This is a genomic window from Deefgea piscis, assembly GCF_019665785.1.
Lineage (GTDB): Bacteria > Pseudomonadota > Gammaproteobacteria > Burkholderiales > Chitinibacteraceae > Deefgea.
This window is the reverse complement of record NZ_CP081149.1, coordinates 1,256,411-1,275,735: the sequence shown is the minus strand read 5'-3', so window position 1 is coordinate 1,275,735 and position 19,325 is coordinate 1,256,411. Positions and strand designations below refer to the sequence as shown.

General features: G+C 47.9%; 19 protein-coding genes. 1 reads left to right on the top strand and 18 read right to left on the bottom strand.

Features of this window, described 5'->3' with window-relative positions; translation table 11 throughout:
- Positions 1 to 67: 67 nt before the first annotated feature.
- From trxA to K4H25_RS05870, 15 genes are all read right to left on the bottom strand, one after another.
- Positions 68 to 394 (bottom strand): thioredoxin TrxA, encoded by a 327-nt coding sequence (trxA, locus tag K4H25_RS05940; RefSeq protein ID WP_173533496.1) that lies wholly within the window; start codon positions 392 to 394, stop codon positions 68 to 70.
- Between the two features lie 110 nt (positions 395 to 504).
- The gene (radA, locus tag K4H25_RS05935) at positions 505 to 1,860 is read right to left on the bottom strand and encodes a DNA repair protein RadA (RefSeq protein WP_221022436.1); all 1,356 of its coding nucleotides are present in this window, start codon (positions 1,858 to 1,860) and stop codon (positions 505 to 507) included.
- Between the two features lie 58 nt (positions 1,861 to 1,918).
- The gene (flgL, locus tag K4H25_RS05930) at positions 1,919 to 3,262 is read right to left on the bottom strand and encodes a flagellar hook-associated protein FlgL (RefSeq protein WP_221022435.1); all 1,344 of its coding nucleotides are present in this window, start codon (positions 3,260 to 3,262) and stop codon (positions 1,919 to 1,921) included.
- Positions 3,263 to 3,286: 24 nt separating this feature from the next.
- Positions 3,287 to 5,305 (bottom strand): flagellar hook-associated protein FlgK, encoded by a 2,019-nt coding sequence (gene flgK, locus K4H25_RS05925; protein WP_221022434.1) that lies wholly within the window; start codon positions 5,303 to 5,305, stop codon positions 3,287 to 3,289.
- Between the two features lie 30 nt (positions 5,306 to 5,335).
- Positions 5,336 to 6,277, bottom strand: coding sequence for a flagellar assembly peptidoglycan hydrolase FlgJ (flgJ, locus tag K4H25_RS05920; protein ID WP_221022433.1), 942 nt, complete (start codon positions 6,275 to 6,277; stop codon positions 5,336 to 5,338).
- Positions 6,278 to 6,575: 298 nt separating this feature from the next.
- Positions 6,576 to 7,664 carry a flagellar basal body P-ring protein FlgI gene (locus tag K4H25_RS05915; protein WP_308443244.1) on the bottom strand — a complete coding sequence of 363 codons (1,089 nt, stop codon included), beginning with the start codon at positions 7,662 to 7,664 and terminating at the stop codon, positions 6,576 to 6,578.
- 19 nt (positions 7,665 to 7,683) lie between these two features.
- The gene (locus K4H25_RS05910) at positions 7,684 to 8,373 is read right to left on the bottom strand and encodes a flagellar basal body L-ring protein FlgH (RefSeq protein ID WP_221022879.1); all 690 of its coding nucleotides are present in this window, start codon (positions 8,371 to 8,373) and stop codon (positions 7,684 to 7,686) included.
- A gap of 4 nt (positions 8,374 to 8,377) precedes the next feature.
- Entirely contained in the window at positions 8,378 to 9,163 is a 786-nt protein-coding gene (gene flgG, locus K4H25_RS05905; RefSeq protein WP_221022432.1) for a flagellar basal-body rod protein FlgG, read from the bottom strand.
- Between the two features lie 24 nt (positions 9,164 to 9,187).
- Positions 9,188 to 9,928: a flagellar basal-body rod protein FlgF gene (gene flgF, locus K4H25_RS05900; protein ID WP_221022431.1), complete on the bottom strand. Its 741-nt coding sequence runs from the start codon at positions 9,926 to 9,928 to the stop codon at positions 9,188 to 9,190.
- A gap of 9 nt (positions 9,929 to 9,937) precedes the next feature.
- On the bottom strand, positions 9,938 to 11,455 hold the full coding sequence (locus K4H25_RS05895; protein WP_221022430.1) for a flagellar hook protein FlgE: 1,518 nt from the start codon (positions 11,453 to 11,455) through the stop codon (positions 9,938 to 9,940).
- A 16-nt stretch (positions 11,456 to 11,471) separates the two neighbouring features.
- A complete protein-coding gene (locus tag K4H25_RS05890; RefSeq protein WP_221022429.1) occupies positions 11,472 to 12,167 on the bottom strand; it encodes a flagellar hook assembly protein FlgD in 696 nt (231 codons plus the stop codon).
- An 8-nt stretch (positions 12,168 to 12,175) separates the two neighbouring features.
- The gene (gene flgC / locus K4H25_RS05885; RefSeq protein WP_221022428.1) at positions 12,176 to 12,589 is read right to left on the bottom strand and encodes a flagellar basal body rod protein FlgC; all 414 of its coding nucleotides are present in this window, start codon (positions 12,587 to 12,589) and stop codon (positions 12,176 to 12,178) included.
- An 11-nt stretch (positions 12,590 to 12,600) separates the two neighbouring features.
- On the bottom strand, positions 12,601 to 13,011 hold the full coding sequence (flgB, locus tag K4H25_RS05880) for a flagellar basal body rod protein FlgB (RefSeq protein ID WP_221022427.1): 411 nt from the start codon (positions 13,009 to 13,011) through the stop codon (positions 12,601 to 12,603).
- 214 nt (positions 13,012 to 13,225) lie between these two features.
- Positions 13,226 to 13,444, bottom strand: coding sequence for a hypothetical protein (locus tag K4H25_RS05875; protein ID WP_221022426.1), 219 nt, complete (start codon positions 13,442 to 13,444; stop codon positions 13,226 to 13,228).
- Between the two features lie 337 nt (positions 13,445 to 13,781).
- On the bottom strand, positions 13,782 to 16,472 hold the full coding sequence (locus K4H25_RS05870; protein WP_221022425.1) for a bifunctional acetate--CoA ligase family protein/GNAT family N-acetyltransferase: 2,691 nt from the start codon (positions 16,470 to 16,472) through the stop codon (positions 13,782 to 13,784).
- A gap of 256 nt (positions 16,473 to 16,728) precedes the next feature.
- Here K4H25_RS05870 and ppa point away from each other — a divergent pair, with 256 nt between their 5' ends.
- A complete protein-coding gene (gene ppa, locus K4H25_RS05865) occupies positions 16,729 to 17,259 on the top strand; it encodes an inorganic diphosphatase (protein ID WP_173533482.1) in 531 nt (176 codons plus the stop codon).
- Between the two features lie 163 nt (positions 17,260 to 17,422).
- Here the strand turns inward: ppa and K4H25_RS05860 are convergent, their stop codons facing one another.
- The 3 genes from K4H25_RS05860 to K4H25_RS05850 form a co-directional block, all read right to left on the bottom strand.
- Positions 17,423 to 17,914, bottom strand: a complete 492-nt coding sequence (locus K4H25_RS05860; protein WP_221022424.1) for a dihydrofolate reductase — start codon at positions 17,912 to 17,914, stop codon at positions 17,423 to 17,425.
- A gap of 99 nt (positions 17,915 to 18,013) precedes the next feature.
- Positions 18,014 to 18,691 carry a peptidoglycan DD-metalloendopeptidase family protein gene (locus K4H25_RS05855; protein ID WP_221022423.1) on the bottom strand — a complete coding sequence of 226 codons (678 nt, stop codon included), beginning with the start codon at positions 18,689 to 18,691 and terminating at the stop codon, positions 18,014 to 18,016.
- Positions 18,691 to 19,242 (bottom strand): DUF1415 domain-containing protein, encoded by a 552-nt coding sequence (locus tag K4H25_RS05850; RefSeq protein ID WP_221022422.1) that lies wholly within the window; start codon positions 19,240 to 19,242, stop codon positions 18,691 to 18,693. The genes K4H25_RS05855 and K4H25_RS05850 overlap by 1 nt, the downstream gene beginning before the upstream one ends.
- Positions 19,243 to 19,325 lie beyond the last annotated feature (83 nt).

Below are 19,325 nucleotides of genomic sequence, written 5' to 3'. Positions count from 1 at the left end.
AGTGATGTGATCACATTTAACACATCACTGCTACTTTTTTGAAGCGTATATGTATTTAACTGCAGTGTCAAATATTACTATCAATAAATGCAGTCAACTGCGATTTCGACAACGCGCCAACCTTCGTCGATTTCACTTCCCCGCCAACAAAAAGCATCAACGTTGGAATACCGCGAATACCAAACTTAGGTGGTGTTGCTTGATTTTCATCGATATTTAATTTTGCCACTTTCAACTTCCCAGCGTACTCAAGCGCGATGTCATCCAAAATTGGCGCAATCATTTTGCACGGACCACACCATTCTGCCCAGTAATCAACCAGTACCGGCTCTTGAGCTTGCAGCACTTCAACATCAAAACTTGCATCAGTAACGTGTAGGATATTTTCACTCATTAGGATTCTCCAATCTCATAAAAGCAATTAAGCTAAGCAAAATAGTAACAAATAACAGCAATTGATTCTTTAGTTAATGCGGTCAAAAGTCATTATTTCAAGCATTTTTATCAAAAAGCAGCAGCAACCGCCTCATCCAAGCGCTCGACAGAAATCACCGTCATTCCGTCAATGGGCTGCCGAGGTCGATTGGCTTTAGGCACAATCGCATGCGTAAAACCCAATTTAGCTGCCTCTTTCAGGCGTTCTTGACCACGCTGCACAGGACGCACTTCACCTGCCAAGCCAACCTCACCAAAAACGACCATTTTTGCAGGCAAGGGCTTATTTTTTAATGACGAAACAATGGCGAGCAGCATTGCTAAATCGGCTGCAGGCTCTGAAATTCGCACCCCACCAACGGCATTAATAAACACGTCTTGATCAAAGGCGACAATACCAGCATGGCGATGCAATACAGCCAACAATAAAGCCAATCGATTTTGCTCAACGCCAACCGCCAAACGCTTTACCTGCGGAGAATGGGCATCATCCACCAAAGCCTGCACCTCTACCAACATCGGCCGAGTTCCTTCTTGCGTGACCATAACACAAGATCCAGCCACGGGCTCCGCGTGCTGACTTAAAAACATCGCAGATGGGTTGGAAACTTCGCGCAAACCTTTATCAGTCATGGCAAAAACGCCCAACTCATTCACTGCGCCAAATCGATTTTTAATCGCTCGAATCAAACGAAAACTCGAATGCGTATCGCCTTCAAAATACAAAACCGCATCGACAATATGCTCAAGCACGCGTGGCCCAGCAATGGCACCGTCTTTGGTCACATGGCCAACGAGGAGTACTGAAGTGCCATGCCGCTTGGCAAAACGAGTCAGCTGCGATGAACATTCTCTAACTTGTGCCACACTACCCGGTGCACTGCTTAGTGCTTCAGTAAACATGGTTTGAATCGAATCTATCACCACGACTTTAGGCACTTCGGCAGTCAGGGCTAATAATATTTTTTCCAAACTGATCTCAGGATAAAGCCGCACCTTCGCCGTTGGCACCCCCAAACGACGTGCCCTCAATGCAATTTGCTGTGCTGATTCCTCACCACTAACATACAAGACAGCCTGAGTTTCAGAGAGTTTGGCTAAAGCTTGCAATAACAGCGTTGATTTACCAATACCTGGATCACCACCAATTAACACCACACCGCCGGGCACTAAACCGCCACCCAAAACCCGATCGAGCTCTTCCATTTGGGTTGGAATTCGCGGCACTTCTTCGGCGTTCACTTCCGAAAGATTTTTAATCGCGCCATCGGCAGCTAATGATTGAAAACGCCCTGTTGCCGCTTTGTTTTCAACCACACTTTCTTCCAGCGTATTCCAGTCGCCACATTGCGGGCATTGCCCTTGCCACTTTGGCGATGTACCGCCACACACACGGCAAACAAAAGTCGTTTTTACTTTACTCATACAATCCAAATCAAAACGGCTCGCACTGCGAGCCGTTTAAAAACCCACAAAAAAATTACTAAATATATTTAAACAAGCTTAAGTCTTGCACCTGAGCAAAACTTTTACGCGTGGCATCAAGCACCATCTGATTCTCGGCAAAATCACTGATGGCCGCGGCATAATCGAGCCCCTCGAGCGCCGTACGCGTCTTAGTGTATTGCAATTTCATGTCTTCAGTGGTGTCTTTTACTGAATCAGTTTCATTCATTCGAGCGCCAAGATAGGCCTGACTCGTCACCACACTACCCAGTGAATTCGATAAATTCGATAAGGCGGTATTCAATTGATTTTGAAATGCAGCCTGCCCTGTTGGACCGGATTGATAGGTATTTAAAGCACTTGATAAGGCGCCCAAGGTAGCAAACAAATCCACATTGGTGCTGGTTTTAACGCTAAAGCTATCGTTCGTGGTGGCCGTCGCGGCTGGCACACCTTTCACATTGGTTTTAATTCCATAATCCCATGCTGGCACGACAGGGATGGCAACCGGATCGGTGGCTAATTGTTTGAACTCAATATCTCCACCTTCAGCATAAGCTCGCGGAAATGCCGTGCCCGCAGCACGTGGTACAGTGGCACCGTCAATCAAAGACACGCCTGTGGTGTTATTGACCAAATCATACGTGGTTATATTTTTAGAGGTATTAACAGGATCAGGTAAAACTTGAAAGCGAATACTAAAATCACGTGGCGCAGGCGCCAACGCCCATTTATTAGGATCAGTCACTTCACCGGGCCCCACAATCCCAGAACCGGTATTACTCGCGTTATAAGCTGTTACAAACGTCCCATTGCCATTTTTAATTTTTTGAAAAATATCGCTACCGGCTTCAGAAATCGGTAATTGTCGACCATCCGAAATTTGCACCAAGCGTTTCCCATCATCCCCTTGGTAAGTGACTTGTCCAAAAGATGTTTCAGTAAATGGTTTAATGTCACCCTTAAAGCCCGAAAATAGATAATTTCCCTGCCCATCCGTGGTATTGGCCAAGCCCAATAACTCTTGATATCGACCTTGCAACTCAGCATCCAGTGTTTTCTTTTCGCTAGCCGTTAACGCTGGATTACCAGCTCGCACAGCAAGCTCTTGAACGTTTTGTATCGTTGACGTCACTTGCTGCAACGTCGACTCACTCAAACGCATAAATGAATCCGCGGTTGCACTATTGGTGCCATATTGGCCATTAATGGACTGCGCTTGCGCCAAATCCAAAATCCGCGCCGACGCAATCGGATCATCCGCAGGGGTTAAGACACGCCGATTGGCTGACAGCTGCGCCTGTAATTTAGCTTGATCACTTTGATGCATTTGCAATGCATTGCTGCCAAGGCTAAATATGGTCGTTGTTGCGATGCGCATAGTGTGGACTCCTCTTAAGCGATTTTATCGGCCTAAATTAACGATTTCATCAAAGGCTTTTTGAGCGATTTGAATGACTTTACTTGAGGCCTGATAAGCCTGCTGATAGCGCAATAAATTAGCCGCCTCTTCATCTAAATTGACTGCTGAAACTGAATTGCGATTATTTTCGGCACTAATTAACAACTTACCTTGCGCCTTGCCCATAATGGTCGCCTCACTGGTTTGCGTCCCCACTGTTGCCACCATACGGCCATACGACTCTTGATACGTCGCCGTATTGCCATCCAATACTCGGGTGGTTTGTAATTTCCCTAGCGCCAAAGCATTGCGGTTATCTGAGCTAGCTGTTACCGCATTTTTTTGCACCGTGACACTATCGCCACTGGCCGGTTTGCCATCGAGTTTCATCGTCCAACCGTTGTAACTCACCTCGTTACCGGCTTTGTACTCCTGATTGCCAACCACTACTGGCACTGCCCCAGTCACGGTATAAGCCATCCCCGAGGGGAACGACGCATCAGGTACAAACGTCAAGGTCACGGGTGTAAATAAATTCGGGTCTATCGAGGTATCGGTCGTTACCGCAGTCTGGGGCTTCACGTCAGGCTGATACACCTTTAAAGTCCCCGTATTCACTGCAGCAGGCGCTTTGGGCTCAACGGCGGCAATAGGACCAGCCGCGGCAATTTCCCGTGGATCGCTCACATTGACCTTCGCCTGATCAATAAAGCCTTTTAACGGCATGATGGTAAAGCGATCCCCGGCAGCGGGAGTCGCACTGAGTGACAAAGACAAACCTGTAGAGCTCGTAAATCCCGCAGGGGTAGTTAACGCGGCAGCCTCGGCGGCAGTCAATGTGTATTTAGTACCATCACTCATATTGCCCAAAGCGTAATTCGTGCCGTCATAACTGAGCTCATAATTGCTGGTCGTTAGCTTCGAGATATCTTGAATATACCCCGTTAATGCCGCTGTCGCAGGCACGCTATTATTGGTGTTGGGTCGAATCAAGCCGATCTTCGGGGCGTCAATGCCAGGCCCTAAATTGGTCGTTGAAAAAGACCAAAATGCTTTGCCCATATTGCCGTTTAAATCTTGGCCAGCCTGATGCTGCTGATTGAACGTACTTAACAAACCCAATGCGGTGCGCTCTAAACTATTTTGTGCCAAATCCAGCGATTGATTGCGGTAATCCAATAAAGCGCCCAACTGCCCACCCGTCACTAAACTATCAGGTAGTAAAATTGAATTGCCATTTTGCTCATAACTAATTGACAGACTTTCTGGATTACCAGGATTGGGGACGGCACCTAAAGTATAGGTTTGTGAGCCCACCACTAAGCCTTGGCCATTACCAACAAATAAATTAATCGAACCATCGCTTAACGGCAGCGACGTGGTTTTAATCATTTTATTTAAATCTTTCACCAGCAAATCGCGCTGATCCAGCAAATCATTGGGCGGCTGACCACTACTTTGCGCGACGACAATTTTACTGTTCAAATCAGCAACTTGTGCGGCATAGGCATTAATCGTTCCCACCGTATTAGAGATCTCACCATTGAGCGAAGCACGCTGCTCATTTAAGCGCTGAGAAAAAACCTGAAAGCGATTCAGTAAAGTTTGTGCGCTTGACAGCATCGATTGACGCGACGGTGGATTACTTGGATTGGTCGCCACATTTTGTACTGAGGCAAAAAATTCTTGCAGTGCCGGAGACACGCCTGCAGTTGGATCGGCAACAATATTATTAACTTCTGCCAAATGAGCCAAACGAGTTTGCTGGTAGCTCGACTGGGTTTGCGCAATATCGACGGCACGCGTCAAAAACTGATCATAAACACGCTTAATCGAGTCGACCTGCACGCCCAAACCATTAAAACCATTGCCGGTCAGCAAAGGATAAGGCGCGCTTTGCTTAATCGTTTGCCGAGAATAGCCATCGGTGTTGACGTTGGCAATATTATGCCCAGTGGTCGTTAAACCTAAATTAGCGGCATTTAAGCCCGAGACGCCAATACCAAATACCGATGAGGCCATGATGAAACTCCTATACTTATTCTATCGGCGTTAAGCGCCCAATCTTGAATTTTGAGCACCTAAGCGCGCCACCACGCTGTCGGCAACACGAGCGAATTTTTGTGCATATTGCGGATCGGTCGCATAGCCCTCTTTGGCCAATGCCTTACCAAAACCCAGCGCATTGCTGCCTTGCTCTAAAGCATCGCCAAAGCGCCGCTTCATTACACTGGCATAGTCAGCAAATGCGTCTTGATATGAATCGTAAGCCCGAAATTTTTCCACCCGCTTTTGTGCCGCACCATCGACAAACTCTGTCGTCAATACATCAACGGTTTTTCCTTTCCAGCTACTTCCCGCCTTAATGCCAAATAAATTGAACGAATCATTACCGGCTGCGTCGTTGAGCGTTTTTTTACCCCAACCGGTTTCTAGTGCGGCATGCGCCAGCAATAAATGCGGCGCCACGCCCAATACACTGGCGGTACTTTGCGCCGCTGCGCTGATTTTATTAATAAAGTCAGCTGCGCCAGACCTTGCGCCATCGGCAAGATCAGTCGGTACAACGGCAGTTTTTGCCGCAACGATGGGGGCAGAAACCGTTTTCACATTACGGTAATCCAAGCCCTGATCAATCAATGGATTGACGCCACGATGCAGTGGCTGCTGCAATAGAGCAGGATTTTGTTGCACTTGAATCTGGCGCATAATCACATCCGCCAAACCTAAGCCGCCTTGATTGGCCCACATTTGCGTGAGTTGCTGATCGTGCATACCGCGAAACATCTCAACGCTGCTGCTTTCATTCATGCTATCGGTCGGTGCAGCTGTTCGCATCGATGACAGCATTTGCTGCATCAAGAGCGCCTCAAATTGCTGGGCGATCGCTTTGGCCCCTGCTGCGGTGTCGGCGCGATTAGTCACCCGCAATTGATTCATGGCTTTAGGATCAATGGCGAGGGTGTTTTGAATGGCATTACTGGCTGAATTCACAGTCGGCTCCGAACACATCAATAGCTTAATTGTTAAGCTATAAGCAAAGAGTATGCCGAGTTGTATTGAGGACTGATTTTGTAGGGAAAAAGAAATAAAGCATCAAAAACGACGAGATCACGTTGCCTTCATTTTTCGTGCTTTTCAGAATTAGACTTTTATCACTGGGGAGGTGATTTTAATAGCAACGCTTAAAATAAAATTGGGTATATGTGCACAAGCTTTACATATAAATGCCAGTACACATATACCCAGATAATATACCCAGATACAAATCACAGATTCATACCGCGATAGACTAAATCACTTCAATGACTGCTTTTAGTGCACCTGCCGCTTTCATTGCCTGCAAAATAGCCAACAAATCTTGCGGCGTTGCGCCAACGGCATTTAGCGCCCTAACCACTTGATTGAGTGAAGTCGACTTTGGCACTCGCACCATTGGACCTTTGCCGGTTTCAATTTGAATCTCGGCGTTTTCAACTCGTTTGGTCGCGCCCCCCGCCAGCGCATTGGGTTGCGCCACGGCATTTTCCGCCAAAATCGTCACCGTTAAATTGCCATGGGCAATCGCACACGCATCGACGGTTACAGCTTGATTCATCACAATCGAGCCGGTCCTGGCATTAATAATGACTTTAGGGTTGCTTGGCGCTGGCGTAACATCGAGCGTTTCTAGCCGTGCCAAAAAAGCCACGCGCTGATTGGGGTCTTGCGGCGCGCGCACTTGAATCACTCGGCCATCGAGCGCAGTCGCCACCGCGCCGATTTGGCCATTAATGGCGTTCACCACACGACTTGCTGTTGAAAAATCAGTTTGCAATAGCTCTAATTGAACAAATTCACCATTACCTAACGTCGTCGGTACGGCTCGCTCAACCGTTGCACCTGCTGGCACCAAGCCTGTTGCCAATTGATTTACTTGCACACTGGTCCCTGCAGCGGCAGCACCAGCACCAGCGACAATTAAATTGCCCTGCGCCATGGCATAAATTTGCCCGTCAGCACCTTTGAGCGGTGCCATTAATAAAGTGCCGCCGCGCAAACTTTTGGCATTACCAATCGAAGAAACCACCACATCCAAAGGCTGACCTGGCCGCGCAAACGGCGGCAAAGTGGCGGTCACCATCACGGTGGCGACGTTCTTTAACTGTAAATTACCGCCCGTGGGCACTTGCACGCCAAGATTGGTGAGCATGTTTAGGATCGATTGCACTGTAAACGGCGTTTGCGTGGTTTGATCGCCTGTACCGTCCAAGCCAACGACAAGGCCATACCCCACCAATTGATTGTTTCGTACGCCGGCAAAGCTAGCGAGCTGTTTTAAAGGCTCAGCCATACTCAACATCGACGTACAACACAGCAAAACCAGTAATAAGTGGCGCATTATTTTCCTTTAAACCGGCTTAAAATGGCCAAATCGACATAAAAGCACGTTGCATCCAACCCATGGTGTTGGCATCAGCAATCGCGCCCTGCCCAACTTGCTCAATACGCGCATCAGCGACTCGAGTCGATGAAATTGTATTCCCTGCTCGTATATCGTTTGGATTAACCACGCCTGAAAAACGAATCAAGCTGGTTTGCCCATTCACAGCAATCTGTTTTTCACCGCCCAAGACTAAATTACCATTGGCCAATACATCAACCACGGTGACTGCGATCGTACCTTTAAAAGTGTTACTACTATTGGTTTGGCCTTTGCCAGCAAAGGTGTTTTCAGAGGTAATATCGGCCGTACCGGACAATAGTTTTTCAATCGCCCCAGGCATATACGGCAAACTCGTCGACCCACCCAATGACAAAGTTCCTGAGCGATTGGCGCCACTATTAGCGGAGTTCACTGCGGATAGATTTTCTTCGATGGTAATAATTAAAATATCACCAATACGCCGCGCCACCGGCTCTTCAAACAGCAATTTGGCCGTGCCCGACTGAAAAATTGCGCCATTATTGCTTTGTGTGAGTACATTTTGCTGCGGACGAGCGCTGATCGGTTGCGTCACAATCGATTGGGGCGCCACACAAGCCGCTAAATTTAATAACAGAAATCCAGCAAATAAACTGCGAAGCTGAATCAACTTAAACAATGTCATCACGTTACAAAGTACCTAGTTTTTGCAGCATTTCATCCGACGTTCGCACCGAACGAGAATTCATTTCATACGCCCGCTGAGCTTGAATCATATTAATTAATTCTTCAGTCACATTCACATTCGATGCTTCAACATAACCTTGATTGAGCGCACCGAGGCTATTGGTACCGGGGGTGCCTACCGTTGGCGCGCCACTGGCCGCCGTTTCTAGATATAAATTACCGCCAACCGCCTGCAAACCCGGCGGATTAATAAAAGTGGCTAGCTGAATATTGCCCAATTGAGCTGGCGCAGCAGCATCATTATTAATGATTGCCGTTACTGTACCATCTTTGGCAATCGTCACCTTGGTCGTCCCTAGCGGAACTTGCAGCGCCGGTTCTAAAGGATAACCATTGGAGGTCACCACCGTACCTTGGTTATCGACTTGAAAACTACCGTCGCGGGTATATGCCGTTTTACCATCGGGCATCGCAATTTGAAAAAAACCAGCGCCATTAATCGCCATATCCAATGGCCCATCGGTCAACTGCAGATTACCTTGCATAAAAATACGCGCAGTGGCGACTGGACTCACCCCTGTACCCACATCTAAACCGGTTGGCAATTGAGTTGATTGGCTGGTGGCAGAACCGGGCTGACGTAAATTTTGATAAAGTAAATCTTGAAAAACCGGACGCTCTCGCTTAAAGCCCGTGGTACTCACATTGGCTAAGTTATTCGAGATCACATCCACATTAAACTGCATGGCATCCATGCCGGTTTTTGCGGTCAATAATGAGCGAAACATGAGGCTTTATTCCTTATCGAATACTTAACCGTTCAACGATAAAATCGAAGCGGCAGAACGTGAGTTCTGCTCGGCGGTTTGTAATAATTTAATTTGCATATCGTAATGGCGCTGCGTGGCAATCATGGTCACCAATTGATCGACCGCATTCACATTACTCCCCTCGATACCGCCCACAGCCAAGCGCACGTTGGGATCGGGCTGTCCTGCCTCGCCATTACGGCGGCGAAATAAACCATCAAGGCCTTTTTCCATTTCTGCTGCGGCGGGATTGACTAACTTTAAGCGGCCAATTTCCACCGCTTGCGCCGGATTGGCCAAATCAATTGCCGATACGGTGCCATCGGCTGCAATTGATGCTTGGGTGTTTTCTGGAATGGTTAACGGGCCACTATCCCCCTCAACGATCAAACCGGTATAGGTTTTGAGCATACCACTGGCATCAACCACAAAATTGCCATTGCGGGTATACGCTTCGCCAGAAGCACTTTGTACTGCAAACCAGCCATCGCCGTTAATTGCCACATCCAGCTCGCGGCCGGTTTGTTGAAACGATCCTTGGCTTAAATCAGAGCCCGCGCCTTGCTCAACAGCAAATGCGCGAGTGGCCAAACCGGGACCGCCAATCACCGGAACCGCGCGAAACGCCGCTAAATCCGCCCGAAAACCGGTGGTATTGGCATTGGCCAAATTATTCGCAACGGTCGATTGGCGATATTCAGTCTGCTTGGCGCCCGTCATTGCCACATAAATTAAACGATCCATATTTCTCTATTAACGCAAGTTAACGATGGTTTGCAAAATGGTATCTTGCGCTTTAATCGTTTGTGAGTTGGCTTGATAATTGCGCTGCGCAGTAATTAGATTCACCAATTCACTGGTTAAATCGACATTCGAATCCTCAACAGATGCCGATTGCAGCAAGCCAGTACTACCTGAACCCGGCGCATTAGTGAGTGGCTGACCTGAGGCCGACGATTCCGCCCAGCGGTTATCACCCAAGGGCTGCATACCCTGCACATTGGTAAATGAAGACAGCACAATCTGCGCCACATTACGCGTTTGGCCATTGGAATAACGACCTTGCACCATCCCGTCTTTATTAACTGAAATACCAGTTAAAATACCATCGGTATAGCCATCTTGCGTCAGCGTACTCACCGAATATGGGCTACCAAACTGAGTGGATTTATCAAAGTACATTTGAAAATTCAAGCCGTTTGAACCGTTATTGAGCCCCGCAGCAGTCACGGTAAAATTCGTGCCGCCAACCGGCATACCTATTGGGCGGCCATTGGCATCAAAGGTAATTGAGCTCGATGAATACAGCGCAGAATTTGCAGCTTGTGCCGCCGCCAATACCGAAGCTGGCGTTGCCCCTGCCGCAGCGGCTGCCGTTGCTGCTGCGGTCGCCACGGCGGTCGCACCGGCAGTATTGTCTGTTGCCACAGCAGCTTGAATTGCTGTAAGCACCGACGCTGCCGTTGCGGGAGGTACGGTCACCGCCGCAGCTGTAGTTGCAGCTTTCATGGTCGCTGCCGCTTGCGCACCCAAAGTGCCATCCACATTGACGTCTTTGCCATCTAATGCGTAATGCACTTGCCAAGTACTCGTTGGTGGTACGGTCGGCGTAGCTGGCGGTACATTTTTACGGAAATAAAACGTTTGCGTGTGGGTGCCGCCCAAAGAGTCGTAAACCGTTGCTGACGTTGAGTAATTGTAAGTGGTGGGATCAGTCGATGAAAAAGCAGTTGTCGCTGGTATTACTTTATCGTTGGCGTTGAGATTTAAACCCAAATTCAAACCAGCACCGGTCACGCCAGAGCCGCCGGTTTGGCGCGCGCCGATATTCGAAAACTGCAACTGAATCGGTTGCGGAGTCGAGCCCGCCAATACTTGACCCGTTCCACGATCCACCGGCCAACCGGTTAATAACTGCGCGTTATTGACAATAAAGCCATTTTTATCCAATTGAAACTGACCATTACGGGCATAACTAATCGTGCCAGTTGGATCTTGCATCCGGAAAAAACCATTGCCCGTAATCGCAATATCCAGAGGGTTATTGGTTGAAGTGGTGTTACCTTGCCCAAATTGCTGTGCAATGGTCTGATTCTTAGCACCAATACCGGCAATATTGGACGAGGAACCAAAGGTGCTGGCATAAATGTCTGCAAATTCAGCGCGGGCGCCTTTAAAACCAACGGTATTGGCATTGGCCACGTTATTGCCGATCACATCCAAGCTTTTTGCCGATGCGCCCAAACCACTTAAACCTTGTTGAAAACCCATGATAATTCCCCTACTTTTATGCGTTAGTGCTGCTGCCAGCGGCGCGAATTTGAATCACATCACCAAAACCTGTTTTATTGCCATTGGCCAAATACACACCAACGCCAGCACTACCGAATTCAACTGATTTAGCGACTTGCCAAGTTACCGTGTCTAAAGCAATTTCCTTGCCATCTCTTTGCCCTTTAGCGGCGACGGTGTATTCACCGGCTGGCAATAAGGTGCCATCGGCCTTTTTGCCATCCCACTCCACCTTTGCCAAGCCCGGCGTGGTGCTACTTGAAGGGATTTTTGCGACCTCAACCCCGTCTTTATTAAACACACTGAGTACAGCGCCCGTGGTGCCTTCTGGGATATTCATCCGCAAGTCAGCCTTGTTGGTACCGTCAAAATGGAAGCCTTTGCCGGGGCTAAGGACTTCTTTGCCGATCAAATTTGCCGCTTGCATCACTTGCGTACCGGCATACAGCGATTGCATTTGCATCATGGTTTCATTGAGCTTGCCAATCCCGGTGACCGTATTAATCTGCGCCATTTGACTGGTAGTTTGCGCGTTATCCATTGGATTCATCGGATCTTGCGTTTGCAATTGCTTCACCAGCAATTTCATAAAGCTATCTTGCTGCTCTTCAGCCGCGGTTTTGACTTTATTGTTTTTGGTATTTAAAGAGGTGTAATCAAAATTATTATTAATAGGTGCCGTTGCCATCATGATTCTCCTTAAGCTTGACCGATCGACAAAGTGCGCATCAGCAAGGTTTTTGCTGTATTCATTACATCAACATTGGTTTGGTACGAACGTGACGCTGAAATCATATTGGTCATCTCTTCAATCACACTGACATTAGGCATCGCGATGTAGCCATTGGCATCGGCAAAAGGACTCTTTGGATCGTAAACCAAACGCGGTGGTGATTGATCTTCGATCACCCCAGCAACCTTCACCCCTACCGACGCAGCATTATGGGTATTGCTCTGCACGGCTTGAAATACAACCTGCTTAGCCCGATACGGCTGCCCATCAGAGCTGGTCGCCGAATTGACATTAGCCAAATTACTCGCCACCACATTCAAGCGCGCCGACTGCGCATTCATTGCCGATGATGCAACATCAAAAACACGAAACAGAGACATTAATGCATTCCTTATTGGCCAGTTAACGCGGTTTTCATCGATTCAATCCGGCGCGTTAGAAACGTCACCGCAGCCTGATAGCGAATCGCGTTATCGGTAAATTCTTTCATTTCGGTATTCATATCAACGGTATTGCCATCAATCGATGGTTGCTGCTCATTGCGATACAGTCGCTCGGGGGCAAATAAATCAATTGTTTTGCTCGGTTGCAAATGACGACTATCGCTGGTTTTCAATGGGGCAGTATGCGTATTTGACGAGGTTCGCGCCGCCTCAAAAGCCGCTTTAAAGTTAATATCTCGCGCTTTGTAATTGGGCGTATCGGCATTGGCGATATTGGAGCCCAAAATTTCTTGGCGGTAACTGCGTAATTTCAGTGCGGTTTCTTGATTGCGAAAATAATCGTCGAGACGGCCTAGCATATACAAACTCCATGAAGATGGAATAAGCATAAGCAGGAAGTGTGCCAATAAAAAAAGCCAAGCAAACGCTTGGCTTAATTAAAAATAGACTGCGGATTGAATTAAAAATTAACCTCATCCGCGATAAAGCACGCCGGACGCCCAAACATAGACAATAGCTCAATGGGCACGGCAAAAAATGTAAGCGGCATCGGCAAGTGTTGCCGAACGCAAATTAATGAAACTGAGATTGAATTTGCTGACGTGCGAGGGCTGCGGCACCTTGCAACACCGAATGCACGGTGGCACGTTGTGCTAACGGCGCAGGCTGCCAATCGGTAACGGGTTTACGCGCATTGCCATGGCAAATTACAATTTGAAACCAACCTTCCATCTCGGCAGAACGAGTGGATGGACGAGCTTCTACATCAAAATCAAACATACGATTAGTCATTTATGGAATCCAAACTATGGGGCTCGGCTAACCTTGTTGACGGTTGCTAAGCCAATTTCCGCCCAAAAGCCGGACGGTAAAGCACCAATAGAAGAGCACCACGTTTCGAGGAAACTTTGCAGATAAGCTGAGGAGGCTTGCTGGGGAGGAACTACTAAACACTTGGCGATCATCACTTCGAGGTGAAGTCGCATTCAATGTGCTCAATCAAATTAGTGCCTCAAATATACGGCACCCAAAATCAAAAGTCAAAGCAAATGTCAAGAAAACGACAAAAAAAAGCAACAAGCTTTTGAATTTGCAAGTTTTTTCAACAAAAAATCCCGCCATAAGGCAGTTAAATCACGTCCTCCAAGTGCTTCACCACCCACTTCAAGCTATCGTCCTCCGCATGGCGGGTAATACTAAAGCCCATATGCTTCATAAAGGTGAGCATGGTTTTATTACTACTTAACACCTCGCCTTCAATCACCGACAAACCCATATCGCGGGCGGCGATAAACAAGGCATTCATCAAGCGCCCACCCAAGCCCATCCCTTGCCATTGATCACTAATCACCACTGCAAACTCGCAACTATCTCGATCTGGATTGGCATTAAAACGGGCAACGCCAATGATTTCAGTACCGATCCCTGTTTCAACCGTCGCCACAATCGCCATTTCTCGGGTGTAATCGAGCTGGGTAAAACGCGCCAGCATTGCTTGTGGCAATGATTTTAAAGTGCTCATAAAGCGGTTATAGCGACTTTCATCGGACAACTTACTCACAAACAAGGCAATCAAATCGGCATCTTCAGGACGAATTGGCCGTAATACCAGCGGCAGACCATTTTTCAAATGTGTAACTTGCGCCAAATGCGCCGGATAAGGGTGAATCGCCATATGGCTATAACGACGTGCATGCTCGGCTAATGGCGCCAACACAATCCGCGCATCCACAGCAATAACGCCATTTTCATCGGCAATCAGCGGATTAATGTCCAGCTGCTGAATTTGTGGAAACTCACACACCATCTCCGAAACCCGCATTAACACGGCCTTCACCGCTGCCATATCCACGCCGGGCAAATTGCGAAATGGCGCGAGCATTTTTTTGACTCGCGTGCGACTAATTAGATTTTCAGCGAGGTATTCATTGAGCGGCGGCAACGACACTGCGATGTCATTAAATACCTCAACAGTAACCCCACCATAACCAAACGTAATCACCGGACCAAACGCGCGATCACGGCCAACCCCCACCATCAGCTCGCGGCCGGATTTTTTGCCATGCATTGGTTGAATCACCAAGCCACGCACATTCTCGGCGCCAAGCCGCTCTTGCGCGCGCGACAACATTTTGCTGGCTTCGGTTGCCACCTGCACCAAGCTATTAAGGTTAAGCACCACGCCATCGATATCGGTTTTATGCAATATACCTTTGGCGTCGATCTTCATCGCCACCGGCAAACCCAAACCCATTGCCGCCGATACGGCCTCGTCGACCGATTGCGCTCGAATGGTGAGCGTAACGGGGATATGAAACGCGCGCAAAATCGCTTTTGATTCCACTTCATCCAGTACTTCGCGGCCACTGGCCAACACGGTGCTAATAATCATTTGCGCGGTTTCGAGATCTGGCGCTTCCATTTCGCCCAAAGGACTTGGCGTTTGTAGCAGCAATTGCTGATTGTATTGCCATGCAGCCAGCGAATAAAACACTTCAACCGCGCTTTCTGGCGCATTAAAAAACGCCATTTGCGATTTGCCGAGTAATTTTCGGCTGGCATCGATTTTCTTGCCACCCACCCACGCCAATAGCAAAGGCTTATCGGTGGTTTTTTTCAGCGCAATCATCGCCTCGGCCGTCGCCATATCGTCAGTGCCAACTTGCGGGGTAAACACCACCAACACGCCATCGATATTTGGATCTTTAATCACCAACTCAGTGGCGAGTTTAAAGCGCTCGGCATTGGCATCACCCAAAACGTCTACCGGATTGTGAACACTGCTTTGCAGCGGCAATAGTCCGCGCAACTGGGTAATGGTGGCCTCGGTCAATTGCGGCAATGCAATATGTAAATCGTTGGCACGATCGACCGCCATTAAACCTGCGCCAATACCGTTGGTAATAATCGCCAGACGACGACCTTTGGTACGATAAGAGCCGTCCATCACTCGAATCGCGGTGAACAATTGATTGATCGAGCGTAAACGCAATACCCCTGCGCGTTTCAGTGCCACATCAAACACATCATTGTGATTAATTAGGCGCTCGGAATGCGTGCGGCCAACTTTAATTTCTTGCTCATAACGCCCGACTTTTAACGCCAAAACCGCTTTAGAGCGTGATGCAGCGCGTAGCGCCGACATGAATAAGCGAGCGTCTTTTAATTCTTCGATATACAGCAAAATGGATTTGGTTTTCGGGTCAGCAACCAAATAATCCAGCACATCGCCCACGTCGATATCGGATGCGGTACCTAAAGAAACCACTGAAGAAAAACCAACGTCGTGCAACTCAGCCCAGTCTAAAATCGCCGTGGTGACTGAAGACGATTGCGAGACCACAGCCAAGCTGCCACTTTTTATTTTGCCACTAAAATTGGCCGCCAATAATTTACTCGAGACGCGGCAATAGCCAAATACCGACGGCCCTAAAATACGAATATTGAGCGATTTAGCCAGCTGTAAAATTTTATTTAGCAGTTTTTGGCTGGCTTTATCTTGGCCAACAAAATCGCAAGACATAATCATCACGTGGCGAATATTTTGCTGAGCACACGCTTCGATTAACTTCAGTAGCGTACGACTGGGGGTCGTCAGAATCGCCAAATCGACCGGATTGGTGATCTTGCTGAGCGTTTTTACCGCCGGTAAACCCTGCACCGTTTTATGCTTTAGATTCACCGCATACAGCGCGCCAGCATAGCCACCATCCAGAATGTTTTTCGTGACTGAATACCCAACCGAGCCAACCGTATCCGATGCGCCCACCACCGCAATTGAAGAGGGATCAAACAAAGGGGCAAGATAGTGGGGTTTCATCGCGAGCAACCTCAAGGAGTAATGATTAATTGTATACTGTGCAGCAGTATGCCATGCCCTTATTGCAGTGCAATATTTGTACTTTCCCTACATTTTCCGTTCAGCAAACTATCAAGAGCCACAAGGGATAGATATAATCGAGGGGTTTATATCCAATGCAAACTTGAAAACCCACCGTCAACGCTGGTTATGCTAGCGTAATATTGGCGACCAATTGGGGGTTTTCTTTCGCTTTATCTACTCAGGACAATCCACCATGGACATCAGCAAGATCCCAGCCGGCAAAAACCTGCCAGAAGACTTTAACGTTATCATCGAAATCCCTGCTAATGCACCGCCTGTTAAATATGAATTTGACAAAGAATCTGGCGCGATCATCGTTGACCGTTTCGTAGGTACCTCAATGTCATACCCAATGAACTACGGTTTTGTGCCACACACTTTATCGCTCGATGGCGATCCTGTTGACGTTTTGGTACACACGCCATTCCCACTCGCGCCTGGCATGGTCATCAAATGCCGCGCCATCGGTGTTTTGGGCATGGAAGATGAGTCCGGCTTTGACGCGAAAATCATTGCTTTGCCAGTTGAAAAAGTATGTGCCATGTATGCCCATATCCAAACTTTAGCTGACTTGCCAGAATTGCTCTTGGCACAAGTAAAACACTATTTCGAGCACTATAAAGATCTCGAAAAAGGCAAATGGGTTAAGGTTCAAGATTGGGGCGACAAAGCCGCTGCTGAAGCTGAGATAATGACTAGCTTTGAACGCGCGCAACAAAAATAAGCACGTCACAAGCATGAAAAAAGCCGATCATTGATCGGCTTTTTTTATATCAACAACGACAATAGTTTGGGCTTACCAGCAATGTCCTCTCAGCTTAACACAAGGGTATATACATCAAGATCTTGCAAATAAAAATCTAGCGCCATATACCCATAAGCAAAACTTAATTAGTTACTTTTTTATAACACACAAAAGCATATTCAATCCCCTTGCTCGACACCCCCGGTTCCCGACTTTGCTCTTGCCACTGTTGCAAAGAAAACTCAGGAAAGAATGCGTCTCCTGCCGGGCTTAATGCCACTTCGGTCAAATAAAGGGTATCGGCTAGCGCCAAGCTTTGTTGATAAATCTCACCGCCACCAATCACAAACACCCGCTCATGCCCCGCCGCTTTTGCTGCATCAATGGCATCATTGAGCCCTGCAAATACCGTTGCCCCCTCAGCAGACCATTGTGGGTTACGGCTAATCACCCAATGCGCTCGGCCGGGTAATAAGCCGGGTAAAGACTCAAATGTTTTACGCCCCATGAGCATCACGCTCCCCATGGTTAGCGCTTTAAAATGCTTTAAATCCTCTGGCAAGCGCCAAGGCAATTGATTATTAATGCCAATCACACGGTTGAGGCCAACCGCCGAAATCACTGCTACTTGCATTTCGTACCCCAATACTCAGAAACACGCTGCCTTAAATTGACCAGCGATCTTTAATCTAAATGAAATTTTTTATCGTTTTATACGAGCGAAAACTGGGCATTAACGACTCGGCAGCGCACTCACCGGATTGATGGTTTTGCCTTTATACCGCACTTCAAAGTGCAACTTCACACTATCCGTTCCGGTTTTGCCCATCGTCGCAATGGCTTGCCCCTGCTTCACTTGCGCGCCCTCTTTCACCAGCAATTTTTGAGTATGGGCATAAGCCGTTAAATACCCTTGCGCATGCTGAATAATCAGCAACAAACCATAACCACGAATCCCATCGCCGGAATACAGCACTTTACCATCGGCAACCGCGACAATCGACGCGCCTAAATTGCCACCAATGCCAATGCCTTTAACGCGCGGCGGCGCATAGCTATACAATAATGGCCCCTGAGCCGGCCAAATCATCTCAATGCCGACATTAGTCGGCGGATTAACCACCGGTAAACTCGGTCGAGCTGACTGCGTCGGTCTTGGCTTAGCCGTCGCCGCACTCCCCGCTGGCGGCGTTAGTCGCAATAATTGCCCCACCTGAATATCATCGCTTTTTGATAAGCGATTCCAACGCTGCAGCTCAGCAACGCTTTGATCATTATTTTTGGCAATTCGATACAAGGTATCGCCTGATTTCACCCGATAAAAACCAGCAGGTGTCGGCCCAGAAACCGAAGCCGGATTACTGCCGCAGGCGGCCAAGCAAAGACTAAAAATAACAATCCAAATCCGCATTATTGACCGCTGGCTTTTAAGCCCAAGGCCAACCAGCCGGCAAGACCGATTTTTTCCAAGGTGGCGATATTACGTTCAAAAATGACATCGGGATTTGGGAACGCGGCCACCGCTTTCGCAATACTATCCTCACGAATCAAATGCAAAATAGGATACGGCGCACGGTTGGTGTAGTTACTGATATCGCTAGGCTCAGTATCGGCAAACTGAAAATCGGGGTGAAAACTCGCTACCTGCAAGATCCCGTCGAGTTCGTGCTCGACGACGATGTCTTCTGCCAGAGCTTGCACGTCATTAAAAATCGCAAAATCTGGAAATAAACTCGGATGAATCAATAAAGTGGTGTCCACCTCATCGGCCAGTGTGTGTTGCAAAAAATCCAGCTCACGATCCAAATCATCCAAAAAACCATCTAAATGCTTTGCATCGCTCACCACGTAGCGAATTTGATTTTTGACATAGACCGATTTTGCAAAAGGGCACAAATTCAAACCAATCACCGCTTGCTCGAGCCAATGCTGTGTTGTTTGAATGATTTCGGCGTGGGACATGATGTTTCCTCAAATGAAGCGGCAATTTTACCTGTCTGCGCTCATTTTGGCTTGTTACAAACACCATTGATGATTTAAGCCAT